The organism is Kitasatospora sp. NPDC094016 (assembly GCF_040304045.1).
GTDB lineage: Bacteria > Actinomycetota > Actinomycetes > Streptomycetales > Streptomycetaceae > Kitasatospora.
The window spans coordinates 134,324-151,813 of sequence record NZ_JBEOUK010000004.1; the positions used below are offsets into that span (position 1 = coordinate 134,324).

The window sequence follows — 17,490 nt, forward strand, 5'->3', positions numbered from 1 at the left end:
GCCGCTCCCGCCGCCGTCCCTTTACGTACGGCCCCATCGTGCCAGGTCCGTCCAGCCGGGGCGCGGCGCCCCGGATGTGTGTTCCCGGGTGGCACATCCGGTCGATCAGCCGGTCGGACCAACGTCGGTCTAACCTTGACCCGTGCTGCTGCTCGCGTTCGACACCGCCACCCCCGCCGTCACCGCCGCCGTCCACGACGGCACGGCCGTCCTCGCCGAGACCCACCAGGTCGACGCCAGGCGCCACGGCGAACTGCTCCTACCCGCGATCGACCAGGTCCTGCGGGCGGCCGGCGTGGACAAGCACCGGCTCACCGGCATCGCGGTGGGCGTCGGCCCGGGCCCGTACACCGGCCTGCGGGTCGGCCTGGTGACCGCCGCCGCGCTCGGCCACGCCCTCGGGCTGCCGGTGCACGGCGTCTGCACCCTGGACGCGATCGCCCACCAGGCCCGCGCCGAGGGCCTGGCCGGGCAGCCGTTCACGGTGGCCACCGACGCGCGCCGCAAGGAGGTCTACTGGGCCTCCTACGACGCCGACGGCCACCGCACCGAGGGCCCCGGCGTGGACCGCCCCGCCGAGCTGGCCCCGCGCCCGCGGTCGGTCGGCGCCGGCGCGCTGCTCTACCCCGAGACCTTCCCCGGCGCGCACGGCCCCGAGCACGTGTCGGCCGGCGCCCTGGCGGGCTTCGCCGCCGCCGAGCTGGCGGCCGGCCGCGAGCTGCTGCCGAACGTCCCGCTGTACCTGCGCCGCCCGGATGCCCAGGTGCCGGCCGCCTTCAAGAACGTTCTGGGGGGCAAGGCGGTGCTCCCGGCGTGACACACGGCACCACCCTGCGCCCGATGCGCTGGTGGGACATCGCGCCGGTGATGGAGCTGGAGCTGCGACTCTTCCCCGAGGACGCCTGGTCCACCGGGATGTACTGGTCCGAGCTGGCCGAGACCCACCCCGGCGGCACCCGCCACTACACCGTCGCCACCGACGCGGACGGCGCCATCGTCGGCTACGCCGGGCTGATGGCGATCGCCGGCGAGGGCGACGTCCAGACCATCGCCGTCGACCAGCGCCACCAGGGCGCCGGCCTCGGCGCGGCGCTGCTCACCGACCTGATCCGGGAGGCCGCCCGCCGCGGCTGCGCCGAACTGCTGCTGGAGGTGCGGGTGGACAACCCGCGCGCCCAGCAGCTGTACGAGCGCTTCGGCTTCCGACCGGTGGGCATCCGGCGCGGCTACTACCAGCCCGCCAACGTCGACGCGCTGGTGATGCGCCTCGACCACCCCAGCACTGACCCGAAGGACCTTAAGGACACCCGCCATGGCTGACGAACCGCTCGTCCTCGGCATCGAGACCTCCTGCGACGAGACCGGCGTCGGCATCGTGCGCGGCACCACGCTGCTGGCCGACGCGGTCGCCTCCAGCGTCAACGACCACGCCCGCTTCGGCGGCGTCGTCCCGGAGATCGCCAGCCGCGCCCACCTGGAGGCGATGGTCCCGACCATCCAGCGCGCCCTGGACACCGCCGGCGTCAAGGCGAGCGACCTGGACGGCATCGCGGTCACCGCCGGCCCCGGCCTGGCCGGCGCGCTGCTGGTCGGTGTCAGCGCCGCCAAGGCGTACGCCTGGGCGCTGGACAAGCCGCTGTACGGGGTCAACCACCTCGCCTCGCACATCTGCGTCGACCAGCTGGAGCACGGCCGGCTGCCGTCGCCGACGATGGCGCTGCTGGTCTCCGGCGGGCACTCCTCGCTGCTGCTCAGCGAGGACATCACCAGTGACGTCCGCCCGCTCGGCGCGACCATCGACGACGCGGCCGGCGAGGCCTTCGACAAGGTCGCCCGGGTGCTCGGCCTGGGCTTCCCGGGAGGTCCGGTGGTCGACCGCACCGCGCGCGAGGGCGACCCCAAGGCGATCGCCTTCCCGCGCGGCCTGAGCGGCCGCAACGACCCGGCGTACGACTTCTCCTTCTCCGGCCTGAAGACCGCCGTCGCCCGCTGGGTGGAGGCCAAGCGCCGGGCCGGCGAGGAGGTGCCGATCGCCGACGTGGCGGCGTCCTTCCAGGAGGCCGTCACCGACGTGCTCACCCGCAAGGCCGTCAAGGCGTGCCGGGACAACGGCGTCGACCACCTGATGATCGGCGGCGGGGTGGCCGCCAACTCGCGGTTGCGCGAGATGGCCCAGCAGCGCTGCGACCGGGCCGGCATCCGGCTGCGGGTGCCCCGGCCGGGCCTGTGCACCGACAACGGCGCGATGGTGGCCGCGCTGGGCTCCGAGATGGTGTGGCGCGACCGCACGCCGTCCGCGCTCGACCTGTCCGCCGACTCCTCGCTGCCGGTGACCGAGGCGCACGTGCCGGCTGCGGACGTCCGGCACGGCGACGTCCACGGCCAGGCGTACCAGGCCCTCACCGGCGGCGCCGAGTGACCGTCGCCGCGATGTGGGAGGCCCGCGCCGCCGCCGGTCGCGGGGCCGAACTCGCCTCCTGGGTCCGGGAGGTGGCGCTGCCGTCGGTGCGCGGCTCGGCCGGGTTGGTCCGCACCGAGCTGCTCGGCGCGCCCGGCGAACGGGTGCTGCTGATCACCTGGTGGACCGGCGAGCCGGTGCCGGTCGCCGACCCGCCGGCCGACCTGCTCGGCCGCCCGGTGCACCGCTGGTCCTTCACCAGCGAGCACGTCGAATAGGCGCTGTCCGGGAACCGCCGCCCCGACCGCTACCGTGCATAGCTGAGAAGAAGCTGGACGGGAACCGGGAGCGCGCTGCGGTGAACAGGGACGGTCGGAGCAGGACCAGGACGTACGCGGTGGGGGCGCTGGCCCTGCTGGCCCTGGCCACCGGATGCGGCGACAACGGGGGCGGTGGCGCCCCGGCGGCGGCCGGCGGCAGCTCGGCGGCCGCGCCCCAGCCCACCGGCGGAGGCGCCGTGCCGACCAGCCCGGCCGGCACGCCCACCACCCCGGCCCCGGCCGGCGGGGACCCGGCGGCCTGGGCGAAGTGGAACCTCAAGCCGCTGACGCCGGCCCCCGCGCCGCCCGCGGACAAGCCCATCAAGCTCGAACGGACCGGCCCGGTACCGGTGTTCAGCGAGGTGAAGACGAGCGACAAGGTCGTCTTCATCACCATCGACGACGGCGCCGAGAAGGACCCGAAGTTCGTCGAGATGCTGACCGAGCTCAAGGTGCCGATCTCGATGTTCCTGACCCGGGACATCGTCAAGAACGACTACGGCTACTTCAAGCCGCTCCAGGCGCTCGGCAACCACATCCAGAACCACACCGTGGACCACCCGGTGATGAGCAAGATCCCGGCGGAGAAGCAGAAGTCCGAGATCTGCGACGCGCAGTCCGCGCTCACCCAGCAGTACGGCACCGCCCCGCTGCTGTTCCGCCCGCCGTTCGGGGACGGCGCCAACACCCCGACGCTGAACAACTCGGTCCAGCAGTGCGGCCCGCGCGCGATGGTGCTCTGGCGCGAGTCGATGCAGATCCACGACATGCAGTACCAGGCGGCGGACAAGAAGCTGAAGTCCGGAGACATCATCCTGGCGCACTTCCGCGGCCCGAAGGAGCTCAAGGGCGCCACGATGACCCAGATGTTCGGCGACCTGCTGGCCCGGATCCAGGAGCAGGGCTTCTCGGTGGCCCGGCTGGAGGACTACATCCAGGCGCCCGCCTCGTAGTCCGGGCGCCCGCCCCGCAGCCGCCTCAGGCGGGCCGGCCGAGCATCATCAGCGGCCCGTTGTCGGTGCGGCTGAGGATCACCGTGACGGCGTTCGGCCCGGAGGGCTTGAGCTGGCGGCGCAGTTCCTCCGGGGTGATCGCCATCCCGCGCTTCTTGATCACCACCGTGCCGACCCCGCGCTCGCGCAGCAGCGCCTTCAGCCGCTTGATGTGGAACGGCAGCACGTCGGTGAGCTCGAAGGCGTGTGCGTACGGGGTGGCGACCAGCTGGTCCGAGGTCAGGTAGGCGATCTTCGGGTCGATCAGCCGGCCGCCCACCTGCTCGGCCACCTCGGCCACCAGGTGGGCCCGGATCACCGCGCCGTCCGGCTCGTACAGGTAGCGCCCGACCGGGCCGGCCGGCGGGTCGGGCAGGTCGCCGCCGGTGAGGCTGGCGGCCTGCGGCAGCAGGGTGGCGCGGTGCGGGCGGGCGGCCCCGGTGCCGAACCAGAGCACCGCCTCCTTCACGTCGCCGTGGTCGGAGACCCACTCCGCCTCGGCGTCGGCCGGGACGGCCTCGTGCGGGATTCCCGGGGCGACCTTCAGCGCGCCGATCGGGGTCCGGCGGCCGGCCTCGATCGCCCAGGAGAGCGGCGGGGCGTACGCCTCCGGGTCGAACACCCGGCCGCGCGCCGTCCGCCGCGCCGGGTCGGTGAACACCGCGTCGTAGCCGGTGACGTCCACCTCGGCGACGTCCGCGCAGCGCACCCGGACCAGGTCGGACAGGCCCAGCGCGGCCGCGTTGGCGGCGGTGGCGGCGCAGGCCGCCGGGTCCTTGTCGACGGCCAGCACCTCGATCCCGGCCCTGGCCAGCGCCAGCACGTCCCCGCCGATGCCGCAGCACAGGTCGGCCAGCCGGCGGACGCCCAGCTCGGCGAAGCGGCGTGCCCGCCACTCGGCCACGCTGCGCCGGGTGGACTGCTCGACGCCGTTGGGCGTGAAGTACATCAGGTCGGCGTCCGCCCCGAACTTCGCCCGCGCCCGCTGCCGCAGCCGGGCCTGCCCGAAGACCGCCGACACCAGCTCGGCCGGGTGCTCCCGCCGCAGCCTGGTGGCCAGCGCCAGTTCCTCCTCGGGCGTGAACTCGCGCAGTTCGGCGAGCAGGGCCTGGCCCTCGGGGGTCAGCAGGGGCTGGAGGTTCTCGGTGTCCACGGGGCCATTCTGGCGGGTTGGCGGCCCCACCGGCTCCGACGGCCGACGCGGCGGGCGGGGTCGCGGTCCGCGGCGGGAGCCCGCCCGGGGGCGGGTGGTCGCACAGGAGTACGGCTCCGCGCCCGCGGTTCGGGATGCCCGGGCGCGCCGTTGGCACTCTGGTTGACTGAGTGCTAACACCGGCCTATGGTCGTCCTTGGCACTCCCCACTGGGGGAGTGCTAACGCGAAGACGTGTGCCTGACCCCCGCGACGGCAGGCACGCAGGTTCGCTCCTACCCGTTAGAAACCCCGTAATCTCCGAAGGGGAGCTCGGACGTGACCACCAGCAGCAAGGTTGCCATCAAGCCGCTTGAGGACCGCATCGTGGTCCAGCCGCTCGACGCCGAGACCACCACGGCCTCCGGCCTGGTTATCCCGGACACCGCCAAGGAGAAGCCCCAGGAGGGCGTCGTCCTGGCCGTCGGCCCGGGCCGCTTCGAGGACGGCCAGCGTCTGCCGCTCGACGTCGCCGTCGGTGACATCGTCCTGTACTCGAAGTACGGCGGCACCGAGGTGAAGTACCAGGGCGAGGAGTACCTGGTTCTCTCCGCTCGCGACGTTCTCGCCATCATCGAGAAGTAAGTCGTTCCGACCCGCCCCGGATCCGTGTCCCAAGTGACAGGGGCCCGGGGCGTGGTTGTTGGTTCACGTAGTCCGGCGGCCGGTGGGCCGGCCGAAGCCCCGAGGGAATAGGGAACATGGCGAAGATCCTGCAGTTCAACGAGGACGCCCGCCGCTCGCTGGAGCGCGGTGTCAACAAGCTGGCCGACACCGTCAAGGTGACCATCGGCCCCAAGGGCCGCAACGTCGTCATCGACAAGAAGTTCGGCGCCCCGACCATCACCAACGACGGTGTCACCATCGCCCGTGAGGTCGAGCTGGACGACCCGTACGAGAACCTTGGCGCGCAGCTCGTCAAGGAGGTCGCCACCAAGACCAACGACGTCGCGGGTGACGGCACCACCACCGCCACCGTGCTGGCCCAGGCCCTGGTCAACGAGGGTCTGCGCAACGTCGCCGCCGGTGCCGGCCCGGCCGCCCTGAAGAAGGGCATCGACAAGGCCGTCGCCGCCGTCTCCGAGCACCTGCTCTCGGTGGCCCGCGAGATCGAGGGCAAGGACGACGTCGCCGCCGTCGCGTCCCTCTCCGCCCAGGACACCCAGGTCGGCGAGCTGATCGCCGAGGCGATCGACAAGGTCGGCAAGGACGGTGTCATCACCGTCGAGGAGTCGAACACCTTCGGCGTGGAGCTGGACTTCACCGAGGGCATGCAGTTCGACAAGGGCTACCTGTCGCCGTACTTCGTCACCGACGCGGAGCGGCAGGAGGCGGTCCTGGAGGACCCGTACATCCTGATCAACCAGGGCAAGATCTCCTCCATCCAGGAGCTGCTGCCGCTGCTGGAGAAGATCCTCCAGGGCGGTGCCTCCCGGCCGCTGCTGATCATCGCCGAGGACGTCGACGGCGAGGCGCTGTCCACCCTCGTGGTGAACAAGATCCGCGGCACCTTCAACGCGGTCGCCGTCAAGGCCCCGGGCTTCGGCGACCGCCGCAAGGCGATCCTCGGCGACCTGGCCACCCTGACCGGCGGCACGGTCATCTCCGAGGAGGTCGGCCTCAAGCTCGACCAGGTCGGCGTGGACGTGCTGGGCACCGCCCGCCGCGTGACCATCACCAAGGACGAGACCACCGTCGTCGACGGTGCCGGTGACACCGAGGCCGTGGCCGGCCGCGTCGCCCAGATCAAGGGCGAGATCGCCGCCACCGACTCCGACTGGGACCGCGAGAAGCTGCAGGAGCGCCTGGCCAAGCTGGCCGGCGGCGTCTGCGTCATCAAGGTCGGCGCCGCCACCGAGGTGGAGCTGAAGGAGCGCAAGCACCGCCTGGAGGACGCCATCTCGGCGACCCGTGCCGCGGTCGAGGAGGGCATCGTCGCCGGTGGTGGCGCCTCCCTGGTGCACGCCGCCAAGGTGCTGGACGGCGGCCTGGGCCTGTCGGGTGACGAGGCGACCGGTGTCGCGGTCGTCCGCAAGGCGCTGCACGAGCCGCTGCGCTGGATCGCCCAGAACGCCGGCCTGGAGGGCTACGTCATCACCTCCAAGGTCTCCGAGCTGGAGCTCGGCCAGGGCTACAACGCGGCCACCGGCGAGTACGGCGACCTGGTGAAGGCCGGCGTCATCGACCCGGTCAAGGTCACCCGCTCCGCCCTGGAGAACGCTGCCTCGATCGCCTCCCTGCTGCTCACCACCGAGACCCTCGTGGTGGAGAAGAAGGAAGAGGAGGCCGAGGCGGGTCACGGCCACGGCCACGGCCACTCGCACTGACGCCTGACGGTCGACCGGAGGCCCGGTCCGCGCCCCTCGGGGTGCGGCCGGGCCTCCGGCGTGTCCGGCGTTTGAGGCTTCAATCATCAGCAGAATTTTGCCATTGGCAAAGATTGCCTTATAACTGAGGCATGATCGAGGCCCGTCACCTGCGCGTTCTGCGTGCCGTCGCCCGCACCGGCTCCTTCTCCGCCGCCGCCCGCGAGCTGGGCTGTACGCAGCCCGCCATCAGCCAGCAGATGAAGGCCCTGGAGAAGTCGGTGGACACCCCGCTGGTGGTCCGCTCCGGCCGGGGCATGCAGCTCAGCGAGGCGGGGCGGGTGCTGCTCAAGCACGCCACCGGGATCCTGGCCGGGCTCTCCGCCGCCGAGGAGGAGATCGCCGCGATCGCCGGGCTGCGGGCCGGGCGGGTGCGGCTGGTCTCCTTCCCGACCGCGAGCTCCACCCTGGTGCCGCCCGCGGTCGCCCGGCTGCGGGACAGCCATCCGGGGGTGCGCGTGTCGCTGGTCGAGGCGGAGCCGCCGGAGTCGCTGGCGATGCTGCGCGGCGGCGAGTGCGAGATCGCGCTGGCCTTCCGCTACCCGCAGTCCGACGACGACGGCGCCGCGCTGCCGGCGCCCGCGCACGGGACGCCGCGCGAGGCGCGGGCCGAGGCCAACCTGGAGGCGCAGCAGCTGAGCGCCGGCTCCGACTGGTCCGATCTGGTGGTCACCCCGCTGCTGGACGACCCGCTGGTGGGCCTGCTGCCCGCCGCGCACCGGTTGGCGGGGCGCGGCAGGCCGGTGGAGCTGGCCGAGCTGGCGGGGGAGCAGTGGATCGCGGGCTGCCCGCAGTGCCGGGGGCACCTGGTGGAGCTGTGCGCGGGGGCGGGCTTCGAGCCCCGGATCGACTTCGCGACCGACGACTATCCGGCGGTGGTCGGCCTGGTGGCGGCCGGGCTGGGGGTGGCGGTGCTGCCCCGGCTGGCACTGGAGTCGGTGCGTCCGGACGGGGTGTCGACGGTGCCGGTGCGGACGGCCGCGGGGGCGCCGGCGGTGCGGCAGGTGGTCGCGCTGACCCTGCCGGATCTGGCCGAGGTGCCGGCCGTGGCGCTGATGCTGGAGCGGCTGTCGGGGTCGGCCGGGCGCTGACGTCCGGGGTCTGAGCGTTCTGGACCGGGCTTGAACAGCCCGGGATGCCGAGGGGAAACGTTTCTTCACGGCGCGCCGTGGAGGAGGGGCTAGCGCCGGGCGATCGCCGGCGGGGTCAGCGGGACCTCCACCAGCCGGTGCCGCGAACGCCCCAGCATCTCCTCGCGCTCGTCCTCGGTCATCCCGCCCCAGACGCCGTACGGTTCGCGGACCGCCAGCGCGTGCGCCGCGCACTCGGTGATCACCGGGCAGCGCATGCAGACCTCCTTGGCACTGGCCTCGCGCGAACTGCGCGCGGCCCCGCGTTCGCCCTCGGGGTGGAAGAAGAGCGAACTGTCCACGCCACGGCAGGCTGCGGAGAGCTGCCAGTCCCAGAGGTCCGCGTTGGGGCCTGGGAGGCGGGAGAAATCTGCCATGGCTCATTCCCTTCAGAGGCTCGTCGGCCGTGGGCCGGCGCTCAGCGGGCTGCTGCTGGGCGGCACGGCGGGCGTCGATGCACTGGTGTGGACACCTGGAAATATGACTTACGGCAACTCCATGGACAAGTCACCCACAGAGTGGCACAACAGTCAATGACCATACGAAAGCTATAAAAACGGGCAAAGTGGGCAAGGGGTTCGGCGGGCGCGGGCGTGGCATTCGGGTGGCCGACGGGCGCGCGACGCTCCGCACCGGTGTGCGGGTCGTGCGCCGACCGCGCGCGAGCTGGGCAAAAGTGCGGCGTGTGCACCGCGATGCGGCTGATCGGTAATGGGTTGGCCACGTACAGTGGTGGAGATGGCCCCGAAGGCCGTAACTCATTCGAGTGACGGTCGTTGGAAGTGCGGAGGCGGTTAGCGGGCGCCGGACGTCGGGAACGATCGCGCGGAAATTCGAGGCGATCAGCACGGAGTCCGTCGCCGATCGGCCGTGTCGGAGAGGTTCGTACCAGCCAGGAGGCTCAACGTGACGCGGATCAGCTGCGGAGGACGACGGTCATGACTTCCGTTCTCGTTTGCGACGATTCCCCGCTCGCCCGCGAGGCGCTTCGCCGCGCGGTCGCGACCGTACCCGGTGTGGACCGGGTCACCACCGCGACGAACGGGGAGGAGGTCCTCCGCCGCTGGGTGGCCGACCGCTCCGATCTCGTTCTGATGGACGTCCGGATGCCCGGCCTCGGCGGGGTCGAGACGGTCCGGCGGCTGCTGTCCGCCGATCCGGGCGCGCGGATCATCATGCTCACCGTCGCCGAGGACCTCGACGGGGTCGCGCTCGCGGTGGCCGCGGGCGCCCGCGGGTACCTGCACAAGGACGCCTCGCGCGCCGAACTGCGGGCCACCGTCACCCAGGCCCTCGCCGACCCGACCTGGCGGCTCGCCCCGCGCCGGCTGCGCAGCCCCGACATGGGCGCGGCGCCCACGTTGACGGCGCGTGAGATCCAGGTGCTGGAGGGCATGAGCCACGGTCGCAGCAACGCCGAGATCGGCCGCGAGCTGTTCCTGTCCGAGGACACCGTCAAGACCCACGCCCGACGGCTGTTCAAGAAGCTCGGGGCCTCCGACCGCGCGCACGCGGTGGCGCTGGGTTTCCGCTGGGGCCTGGTCCGCTGACCGCCGGTGGCGTCGCCGGCTGCGGCGCGCCGCCGGCGGTTCCCGGGACGGACGTCGTCCGGGCGTGTGACGTTACGGTCCCGAGGTTGCACCATGGAGGAGTGGAGCACCTCGGGGACCAGCGGACAGGCACTGCGGCGAACCACACGGCCGCGGGACATTCGGCGGACGGCGCGAAGGACGGGACCACCGACGGCGGCGGGGCGGGAGGCGGCACGGTGCAGGAGGGGCCGGTGGTGCGCGGCGGCACGCCGTACGGCGCCGCAGCGCATAACGTTCCGGTGCACAACTCCGGACGCGGTGCCGCGTTTTCCCGCGCGACCAGGCACCATGGACCGATGCGTGACGACGTCGCCGGTGCGGCCGGCCAGGCGGACCCGGTGGAGGCCGAGCCCTCCGGCCCGGGTGGCGATCCGTCGTACGCCGACCCCGGCGGCCCCGGTGCGGTGCCCGGCCCCGGTCGACCGCCGGTGCTCGGCGCGGGCGGCTCCCCGTTGGTGGGCGAGCTCGTCGCGGCCGCCGTCCGCGGTGAGGGCCCGGCCATCGACGCCCTGCTCGCCTACGTCCATCCGCTGGCGCTGCGCTACTGCCGCGGCCGGCTGGTCCGGCTGCCCGGCGGCGCCCGGCACCACGTGGACGACGTCGCGCAGGAGGTCTGCGTCGCGGTGCTGTGCGCGCTGCCCCGGTACAAGGACCAGGGGCGGCCGTTCGAGGCCTTCGTCTACGGCATCGCCGCGCACAAGATCGCCGATCTGCAGCGGGCCGCGATGCGCGGGCCCGGCTCGACGGTCGTCCCGCAGGACGACCTGCCGGAGGTGCCGGACGAGGCGCTCGGCCCGGAGGAGCAGGCGCTGCTGAGCAGCGACGCGGCCTGGGCCAAGGAACTGCTCTCCAACCTGCCGGCCCGTCAGCGCGAACTGGTGCTGCTGCGGGTGGCCGCCGGGCTCTCGGCGGAGGAGACCGGCGAGGTGCTGGGGATGTCCCCGGGTGCCGTCCGGGTGGCGCAGCACCGGGCGCTCAGCCGGCTGCGGGCACTGGCGGAGGAGTCCTCCTGAAGCCCTGACCGGCCGGAATGAGCCACGGGGGGCCGGTGTTGTCAAGGGCACACGAGGACACATTCGCGGTGCCAGTACCATGGGGTATCGGCGCCTGGGCGGGTTGCCAAAGTTTCGCGGGTGCGCGCGGGGTTCCCCTGGAGGTTCCTCCAAAACCACCCGGCTTCGGCGGTCTGCTGCGAGTGAGCGATGAACGCGCCCCACCCTCAGGGCGTGAGCGGAATAGGCCGGCCACGGAAGGTACCCCCCAAATGTCTTACAACGCCGCAGGCGTACCCGAGAAGTTCGCCATGCTCGGGCTCACGTTCGATGACGTCCTGCTGCTGCCCGGGGCCTCCGCGGTGCTGCCGAACCAGGTCGACACCTCCTCGCGGGTCTCCCGGAACGTGCGCGTCAACATCCCGCTGCTCTCCGCCGCGATGGACAAGGTCACCGAGGCGCGGATGGCGATCTCGATGGCCCGCCAGGGCGGCGTCGGCGTGCTGCACCGCAACCTGTCGGTCGAGGACCAGGCCAACCAGGTCGACCTGGTGAAGCGCTCCGAGTCCGGCATGGTCACCGACCCGATCACGGTCGGCCCGAACACCACGCTGGCCGAGGCCGACGCGCTGTGCGCCAAGTTCCGCATCTCCGGCGTGCCGATCGCGGACGAGGCCGGCAAGCTCCTCGGCATCGTCACCAACCGGGACATGGCCTTCGAGTCGGACCGCAGCCGCCAGGTCCGCGAGATCATGACCCCGATGCCGCTGATCACCGGCAAGGTCGGCATCTCCGGGGTGGACGCGATGGCGCTGCTGCGCCGCCACAAGATCGAGAAGCTGCCGCTGGTCGACGACGAGGGCCGGATCAAGGGCCTGATCACCGTCAAGGACTTCGTCAAGGCCGAGCAGTACCCGAACGCCGCCAAGGACGCCGAGGGCCGTCTGCTGGTCGGTGCCGCCGTCGGTGCCAGCGCCGAGGCGTTCGACCGGGCCCAGGCCCTGGTCGAGGCCGGCGCGGACTTCCTGGTCGTGGACACCTCGCACGGCCACAGCCACAACGCGCTGGCCTGGATCGGCAAGATCAAGTCGGCCGTCGGGATCGACGTGGTCGGCGGCAACGTGGCCACCCGTGACGGCGCCCAGGCGCTGATCGACGCCGGCGTGGACGGCGTCAAGGTCGGCGTCGGCCCCGGCTCCATCTGCACCACCCGCGTGGTCGCCGGCATCGGCGTCCCGCAGATCACCGCCATCTACGAGGCCGCGGTGGCCTGTCAGGCGGCCGGCGTGCCGGTCATCGGCGACGGCGGCCTGCAGTACTCCGGCGACATCGGCAAGGCGCTGGCCGCCGGCGCCGACACCGTGATGCTGGGCTCGCTGCTGGCCGGCTGCGAGGAGTCCCCGGGTGAGCTGATGTTCATCAACGGCAAGCAGTTCAAGTCCTACCGCGGCATGGGCTCGCTGGGCGCGATGCAGTCCCGCGGCCAGGGCCGCTCGTACTCCAAGGACCGCTACTTCCAGGCCGAGGTGGCCTCGGACGACAAGCTCGTCCCCGAGGGCATCGAGGGCCAGGTGCCCTACCGCGGCCCGCTCTCGGCCGTGCTGCACCAGCTGGTCGGCGGCCTGCGCCAGACCATGGGCTACGTCGGCGCCGCCACCATCGCCGAGATGGAGAGCAAGGGCCGCTTCGTCCGGATCACCTCGGCGGGCCTCAAGGAGAGCCACCCGCACGACATCCAGATGACCGTCGAGGCGCCGAACTACTCCAACCGCTGAGTCCGCGGACACCGAGGGCCCGTCGCCGCGGCGGCGGGCCCTTCGGCGCGCCCGGGAGCGGGGGCGGGCCTCCGGAGCGGACCCCGCGCCCCGGAGGCGAGCGCGCGAGGCAACCGGGGTGCGGGATACTGGGGGCGGCCGGGGTGACCCGGCGGGCATGAGCAACAAACCAGAAGGGCTCGAAGTGACTGAGATCGAGATCGGGCGAGGCAAGCGCGGCCGACGGGCGTACTCCTTCGACGACATCGCCGTCGTCCCCAGCCGCCGTACCCGGGACCCGAAGGAGGTCTCGATCGCCTGGCAGATCGACGCCTACCGCTTCGAGCTGCCGTTCCTGGCCGCCCCGATGGACAGCGTGGTCTCGCCGCAGCAGGCCATCGCCATCGGCCGCCTCGGCGGCCTCGGCGTGCTGAACCTGGAAGGCCTCTGGACCCGCTACGAGGACCCGCAGCCGCTGCTCGACGAGATCGCCACGATCACCGACGAGGCCGCCGCGACCCGCCGCCTCCAGGAGATCTACGCCGCGCCGATCCGCGCCGAGCTGATCAAGCAGCGGATCCAGGAGGTCCGCGACTCCGGCGTGGTCACCGCCGCCGCGCTCTCGCCGCAGCGCACCGCCGAGTTCTCCAAGGCCGTCGTGGACGCCGGCGTCGACGTCTTCGTCATCCGCGGCACCACCGTCTCGGCCGAGCACGTGTCCAGCGGCGCCGAGCCGCTCAACCTCAAGCAGTTCATCTACGAGCTGGACGTCCCGGTGATCGTCGGCGGCTGCGCCACGTACACCGCGGCCCTGCACCTGATGCGCACCGGCGCGGCCGGCGTGCTGGTCGGCTTCGGCGGTGGCGCCGCCCACACCACCCGGGGCGTCCTCGGCATCCAGGTGCCGATGGCCACCGCCGTCGCCGACGTGGCCGCCGCCCGCCGGGACTACATGGACGAGTCCGGCGGCCGCTACGTGCACGTGATCGCGGACGGCGGCGTCGGCTACAGCGGCGACATCCCGAAGGCCGTCGCCTGCGGCGCCGACGCGGTGATGATCGGTGCCGCGCTGGCCCGCGCCACCGACGCGCCCGGCAAGGGCTTCCACTGGGGCATGGAGGCCGTCCACGAGGAGCTGCCGCGCGGCAAGCGGGTGGACCTCGGCACGGTCGGCACCACCGAGGAGATCCTGACCGGCCCCTCGCACACCCCCGACGGCACCATGAACCTGTTCGGTGCGCTGCGCCGCGCGATGGCCACCACCGGCTACACCGAGCTCAAGGAGTTCCAGCGGGTCGAGGTGACCGTCAACCCGGCTCTCAACCACCGCTGAGACGCGTCCTGGTGAAGGCCCCCGTCGGTTCCGCCGGCGGGGGCCTCGGGCTGTCCGGGCCGGAGTCAGCCGCGGTTGGCGGTGCGGCGGGTGAGGAGGAAGCCGCCGACCAGGGCGATGCCGTAGAAGGCGAGGTCGAGCGCGCGCAGCTCGGCGCGCCAGTGCGCCAGGGCGTCGTGCGGCAGGCCGCGCGGGCCGGGGCCGGCCGCGTGCACCCGGCGGAGCTGGCCGGTCAGCTGGCCGAGCAGCAGCGCGCAGGCCGCGAGCAGCGCGCCGAGCAGCGGTAGCACCCGGCTGCGGCCGCCGAGCCGGCCGAGCGGTAAGGCGACCAGTGCGGCGAGGGCGATGGCCATCCAGCCGAGGCTGTCCGCGGCCCGGGCCGGCGCGCAGCCGTAGGCCAGGCCGCCGAGCAGCATGGCGAGGACGGCGAGGACGACCGCCAGGGTGGTGCGGCGGCGCGGGCCCGTCCGGTGGGAGCGGACGGCGGGGACGTATCCGGCCACCGGGACACCGGGCATACCGGGCGCGACGTAGCCCTCGGGGGAATCCAGGGTGGGTGTGACCGAGTAGTGCTGGGCGGTGCGCGGCCGGCCCGACTGGCCGTCAGTGCCCGGTGCGGGTGCGGTCATGGGCGTCGGATCCCCCCGGAAAGACGATGAACTGCCGAACGGTAGCAGCGCCCCGGCCGGATCTTGGCGAGTTTTCGATCACAGATCGGGCACGGAGCGCCGAGCCCGATCCGGACCGCCCCGGATCGGGTGCGGGGGCCGGGTGGTCCCGGCCCCCGGGGACAGGGGATGATGGAGACTTGGGCGTTCGGGCCTGAGGCCGGGCCGACACGCCGTCACCACGACCGCCAGCAGCACATGGGGGAACGTTCCGAATGACCCAGGCGCAGGGTTCCACCGGCCGCCTCCTGGCCGGCCGCTACCGGCTGAACGGCGTGCTCGGGCGCGGCGGCATGGGCACCGTCTGGCGCGCCGAGGACGAGATGCTGGGGCGGACCGTCGCGGTCAAGGAACTGCGGATGAACGCCAGCGTCGAGGAGGAGGAGAAGCACCGGCTGATCGTCCGGACGCTGCGCGAGGCCAAGGCCACCGCACGGATCCGGCACAACTCGGCGGTCACCGTCTTCGACGTGGTCGACGAGGACGACCGGCCGTGGATCGTCATGGAGCTGGTCGAGTCCCGCTCGCTGGCCGACGTCGTCCGGGAGGACGGGCCGCTGGCCCCCGCCCGGGCCGCCGAGATCGCGCTCGACGTGCTCGGCGTGCTGAGCGCCGCGCACGCGCTGGGCATCCTGCACCGGGACGTCAAGCCGTCCAACGTGCTGATCGGCGACGACGGCCGGGTCGTGCTCACCGACTTCGGCATCGCCAGCGTGGAGGGCGACGCCTCGGTCACCTCCACCGGCATGCTGGTCGGCGCGCCCTCGTACATATCCCCGGAGCGGGCCCGCGGGCAGAAGCCCGGGCCGCCGGCCGACCTGTGGTCGCTGGGCGGCACGCTGTACGCGATGGTCGAGGGCCGGCCGCCGTACGACCGGGGCTCGGCGCTGGCCACCCTGACCGCGGTGATGACCGAGGAGCTGACCGCCCCGGTGAACGCCGGGGCGCTGCGGCCGGTGATCGAGGGGCTGCTCGCCAAGGACCCGGCCGAGCGGCTGGACGCCTCGCAGACCCGGTCGATGCTGAAGCGGGTCGTCGCGGAGGCCACCTCGAAGGCCGAGTCGACCACCGTGCACGCGCTGCCGGTCGAGCGGCCGGTCGCCGCCGCGGCGGAGCCGGAGGAGGCCCCGGCCGAGGCCGAGGAGGGCCGCAAGCGGTCCATCGGCGGGCTGCTGGGGACGGTCCGGGTGGGCAGCCGGGCCAAGGACGAGAAGCCCGCCGCCCCGGCGGAGCCCGTCGCGGAGCCGGCGTCCGAGCCCGCTTCGCCGTCCTCGGAGGCGGCGTCGGGCCCGACGCCGGGTTCGGCTCCGGCGGCCGATCCGATCCGGCCGGTGACCAGCGAGTGGACCCTGGGCGCCACGCAGGCGGCCGGTGCCGACCCGCGCAACGGACGGCGGCGGCTGGCCGTCGTCACCGTGGTGCTGGTCCTGCTGCTGATCGCCGGGGTGGTCGCGGTGCTCCAGGCCGTCGGCAACGGGGACGACGCCTCGGCGAACGGCGCGGGCACCACCTCGTCGGTCTCGACCGGCCCCGAGGCCGGGCCGAGCGGGACCCAGGCCGCGTCCGTTCCGCCCGCGGAGCCGGAGCCGGGCACCGACAAGCCCGCCCCGGAGAAGCCGGCCACCGACACGCCGGCCCCCGACAAGCCGGCCGACACGCCCGGCCCCTCGGCGGCGAACCCGCCGGCCGCGGGCTCGCCCGCCACCACCCCCGCGCCCTCGTCCCCGACCCCGCCGGCGGCCGCCGTGCCGGCCGGGTACCACGAGTACAAGGACCCGACCGGCTTCTCGGTCGTCCTGCCGGACTGGCTCCAGCCGGCCGGTTCGGAGGGCGTCCGCCGGATCTTCAAGGGCAACGGCAGCACCCTGACCATCGAGTGGACCACCACTCCCGGCCCCAGCGCCGTCGCCGACTGGCAGGAGTCCGAGCCGGGCCTGCGGTCGAAGGTCACCAACTACCAGCGGGTCAACCTGGCCGCGGTCAACTACCGGCAGTGGAGCAACGCGGCCGACTGGGAGTGGATCAGCGGCACGCCGCGCACGCACTCGCTCAACCGGGGCTTCGTGACCGGGAACCCGGCCAAGTACGGCTACGCGATCTACTGGATCACCCCGGACGCGGACTGGAGCGCCCCGGCCAACTCCCAGGCCAGGGACACGGCCTTCGCCACCTTCCAGCCCGCGCCGTAGGTCCTGACCTCGGCCGGAGACCTAGCCGATCAGGCGGGCCTTGGCCCGGGTGAACTCCTCGTCGGTGAGCGCGCCGGAGGTGTGCAGGGCGGCCAACCGCTCCAGCTGGCCGAGGAGTTGGTCGCCCGCGCTGAGGTCGGCGGGGGTGGTGTCGACCGCCGGGCCGGCGGCCGACGCGGCTTTGCGGGCGAGCCGGGCGGCCTCCCGGAGCTGCTCGGCGAAGACGTCGGCCTTGCCCACGTCCTCGAACCGGTGGGAGCCGGTCAGCGCGACGACGGTGAGCACGTCGCCGTTGAGTTTGGTCCGGGCCACGACCGCGTCCGTGATCGCCGTAAGCGGAACCGGGACCGGCGGTTTACCGTCCTTGAGGAAGAGCAGTCGGTGGGTGGTGAGGACGAGCACGCCCTTGCGGAAGTGGTCGGGATGGCGCCCGGCCGTCGAGGCGACCGGATTCTCGCCGTCGATGACGGCCGCCTCCACGGTGCGCACGGCCTCGGCCTGATGGGCTTGGCTGTTGTTTCCCGCCACCTTGAAGGCGGTGTCGATCAGATCGGTCCAGTCCATG

Annotated in this window: 17 protein-coding genes; 13 read left to right on the forward strand and 4 right to left on the reverse strand. The window is 73.1% G+C overall.

The window, feature by feature from the left end:
- Nucleotides 1-142: 142 nt before the first annotated feature.
- The 5 genes from tsaB (at nt 143) to ABT015_RS05880 (ending at nt 3,671) form a co-directional block, all read left to right on the forward strand.
- The gene (tsaB, locus tag ABT015_RS05860) at nt 143-817 is read left to right on the forward strand and encodes a tRNA (adenosine(37)-N6)-threonylcarbamoyltransferase complex dimerization subunit type 1 TsaB (protein ID WP_350877147.1); all 675 of its coding nucleotides are present in this window, start codon (nt 143-145) and stop codon (nt 815-817) included.
- Between the two features lie 23 nt (nt 818-840).
- Complete coding sequence (gene rimI / locus ABT015_RS05865) at nt 841-1,320, forward strand: ribosomal protein S18-alanine N-acetyltransferase (RefSeq protein WP_350877400.1); 480 nt, start codon at nt 841-843, stop codon at nt 1,318-1,320.
- The gene (tsaD, locus tag ABT015_RS05870; protein WP_350877149.1) at nt 1,313-2,419 is read left to right on the forward strand and encodes a tRNA (adenosine(37)-N6)-threonylcarbamoyltransferase complex transferase subunit TsaD; all 1,107 of its coding nucleotides are present in this window, start codon (nt 1,313-1,315) and stop codon (nt 2,417-2,419) included. Before rimI ends, tsaD begins: the two co-directional genes overlap by 8 nt.
- Nucleotides 2,420-2,430: 11 nt before the next feature.
- The gene (locus tag ABT015_RS05875; protein ID WP_350877151.1) at nt 2,431-2,676 is read left to right on the forward strand and encodes a hypothetical protein; all 246 of its coding nucleotides are present in this window, start codon (nt 2,431-2,433) and stop codon (nt 2,674-2,676) included.
- An 80-nt stretch (nt 2,677-2,756) separates the two neighbouring features.
- Entirely contained in the window at nt 2,757-3,671 is a 915-nt protein-coding gene (locus ABT015_RS05880; RefSeq protein ID WP_350877153.1) for a polysaccharide deacetylase family protein, read from the forward strand.
- Nucleotides 3,672-3,696: 25 nt separating this feature from the next.
- On the opposite strand, the gene ABT015_RS05885 is transcribed toward ABT015_RS05880, so the two are convergent.
- Complete coding sequence (locus tag ABT015_RS05885) at nt 3,697-4,863, reverse strand: THUMP-like domain-containing protein (protein ID WP_350877156.1); 1,167 nt, start codon at nt 4,861-4,863, stop codon at nt 3,697-3,699.
- A 317-nt stretch (nt 4,864-5,180) separates the two neighbouring features.
- Between ABT015_RS05885 and groES the strand changes: the two genes are divergently transcribed.
- The 3 genes from groES to ABT015_RS05900 all read left to right on the forward strand — a co-directional run bounded on the left by groES (nt 5,181) and on the right by ABT015_RS05900 (nt 8,358).
- Complete coding sequence (gene groES, locus ABT015_RS05890; protein ID WP_014136232.1) at nt 5,181-5,486, forward strand: co-chaperone GroES; 306 nt, start codon at nt 5,181-5,183, stop codon at nt 5,484-5,486.
- 116 nt (nt 5,487-5,602) lie between these two features.
- A complete protein-coding gene (gene groL, locus ABT015_RS05895) occupies nt 5,603-7,228 on the forward strand; it encodes a chaperonin GroEL (protein WP_350877158.1) in 1,626 nt (541 codons plus the stop codon).
- Between the two features lie 131 nt (nt 7,229-7,359).
- Nucleotides 7,360-8,358, forward strand: a complete 999-nt coding sequence (locus tag ABT015_RS05900; RefSeq protein ID WP_350877160.1) for a LysR family transcriptional regulator — start codon at nt 7,360-7,362, stop codon at nt 8,356-8,358.
- 89 nt (nt 8,359-8,447) lie between these two features.
- Here ABT015_RS05900 and ABT015_RS05905 read toward each other — a convergent pair whose 3' ends face one another.
- Nucleotides 8,448-8,774, reverse strand: coding sequence for a WhiB family transcriptional regulator (locus ABT015_RS05905; RefSeq protein WP_063348997.1), 327 nt, complete (start codon nt 8,772-8,774; stop codon nt 8,448-8,450).
- A gap of 561 nt (nt 8,775-9,335) precedes the next feature.
- Here ABT015_RS05905 and ABT015_RS05910 point away from each other — a divergent pair.
- From ABT015_RS05910 to ABT015_RS05925, 4 genes are all read left to right on the forward strand, one after another.
- Nucleotides 9,336-9,947 (forward strand): response regulator transcription factor, encoded by a 612-nt coding sequence (locus tag ABT015_RS05910; protein WP_014136228.1) that lies wholly within the window; start codon nt 9,336-9,338, stop codon nt 9,945-9,947.
- A gap of 338 nt (nt 9,948-10,285) precedes the next feature.
- Complete coding sequence (gene shbA / locus ABT015_RS05915; protein ID WP_079135824.1) at nt 10,286-11,002, forward strand: RNA polymerase sigma factor ShbA; 717 nt, start codon at nt 10,286-10,288, stop codon at nt 11,000-11,002.
- Nucleotides 11,003-11,253: 251 nt separating this feature from the next.
- Entirely contained in the window at nt 11,254-12,756 is a 1,503-nt protein-coding gene (gene guaB / locus ABT015_RS05920) for an IMP dehydrogenase (protein WP_063348998.1), read from the forward strand.
- Nucleotides 12,757-12,940: 184 nt separating this feature from the next.
- Entirely contained in the window at nt 12,941-14,068 is a 1,128-nt protein-coding gene (locus ABT015_RS05925; protein WP_063348999.1) for a GuaB3 family IMP dehydrogenase-related protein, read from the forward strand.
- A gap of 65 nt (nt 14,069-14,133) precedes the next feature.
- On the opposite strand, the gene ABT015_RS05930 is transcribed toward ABT015_RS05925, so the two are convergent.
- On the reverse strand, nt 14,134-14,697 hold the full coding sequence (locus tag ABT015_RS05930) for a hypothetical protein (RefSeq protein ID WP_350877165.1): 564 nt from the start codon (nt 14,695-14,697) through the stop codon (nt 14,134-14,136).
- 254 nt (nt 14,698-14,951) lie between these two features.
- Between ABT015_RS05930 and ABT015_RS05935 the strand changes: the two genes are divergently transcribed.
- A complete protein-coding gene (locus ABT015_RS05935) occupies nt 14,952-16,925 on the forward strand; it encodes a serine/threonine-protein kinase (RefSeq protein ID WP_350877167.1) in 1,974 nt (657 codons plus the stop codon).
- Between the two features lie 21 nt (nt 16,926-16,946).
- Here the strand turns inward: ABT015_RS05935 and ABT015_RS05940 are convergent, their stop codons facing one another.
- The gene (locus ABT015_RS05940; protein WP_350877169.1) at nt 16,947-17,489 is read right to left on the reverse strand and encodes an SHOCT domain-containing protein; all 543 of its coding nucleotides are present in this window, start codon (nt 17,487-17,489) and stop codon (nt 16,947-16,949) included.
- Nucleotide 17,490: the final 1 nt, after the last annotated feature.

Excerpts from the sequence above, each read along its gene's own strand:
- ABT015_RS05910 (WP_014136228.1), top strand. The coding sequence starts at position 9,336 with ATGACTTCCGTTCTCGTTTGCGACGATTCCCCGCTCGCCCGCGAGGCG.
- ABT015_RS05900 (WP_350877160.1), top strand. The coding sequence starts at position 7,360 with ATGATCGAGGCCCGTCACCTGCGCGTTCTGCGTGCCGTCGCCCGCACC.
- ABT015_RS05935 (WP_350877167.1), top strand. The coding sequence starts at position 14,952 with ATGACCCAGGCGCAGGGTTCCACCGGCCGCCTCCTGGCCGGCCGCTAC.
- tsaD (WP_350877149.1), top strand. The coding sequence starts at position 1,313 with ATGGCTGACGAACCGCTCGTCCTCGGCATCGAGACCTCCTGCGACGAG.
- groL (WP_350877158.1), top strand. The coding sequence starts at position 5,603 with ATGGCGAAGATCCTGCAGTTCAACGAGGACGCCCGCCGCTCGCTGGAG.
- ABT015_RS05940 (WP_350877169.1), bottom strand. The coding sequence starts at position 17,489 with ATGGACTGGACCGATCTGATCGACACCGCCTTCAAGGTGGCGGGAAAC.
- guaB (WP_063348998.1), top strand. The coding sequence starts at position 11,254 with ATGTCTTACAACGCCGCAGGCGTACCCGAGAAGTTCGCCATGCTCGGG.
- ABT015_RS05875 (WP_350877151.1), top strand. The coding sequence starts at position 2,431 with ATGTGGGAGGCCCGCGCCGCCGCCGGTCGCGGGGCCGAACTCGCCTCC.
- rimI (WP_350877400.1), top strand. The coding sequence starts at position 841 with ATGCGCTGGTGGGACATCGCGCCGGTGATGGAGCTGGAGCTGCGACTC.
- shbA (WP_079135824.1), top strand. The coding sequence starts at position 10,286 with ATGCGTGACGACGTCGCCGGTGCGGCCGGCCAGGCGGACCCGGTGGAG.
- ABT015_RS05905 (WP_063348997.1), bottom strand. The coding sequence starts at position 8,774 with ATGGCAGATTTCTCCCGCCTCCCAGGCCCCAACGCGGACCTCTGGGAC.
- ABT015_RS05930 (WP_350877165.1), bottom strand. The coding sequence starts at position 14,697 with ATGACCGCACCCGCACCGGGCACTGACGGCCAGTCGGGCCGGCCGCGC.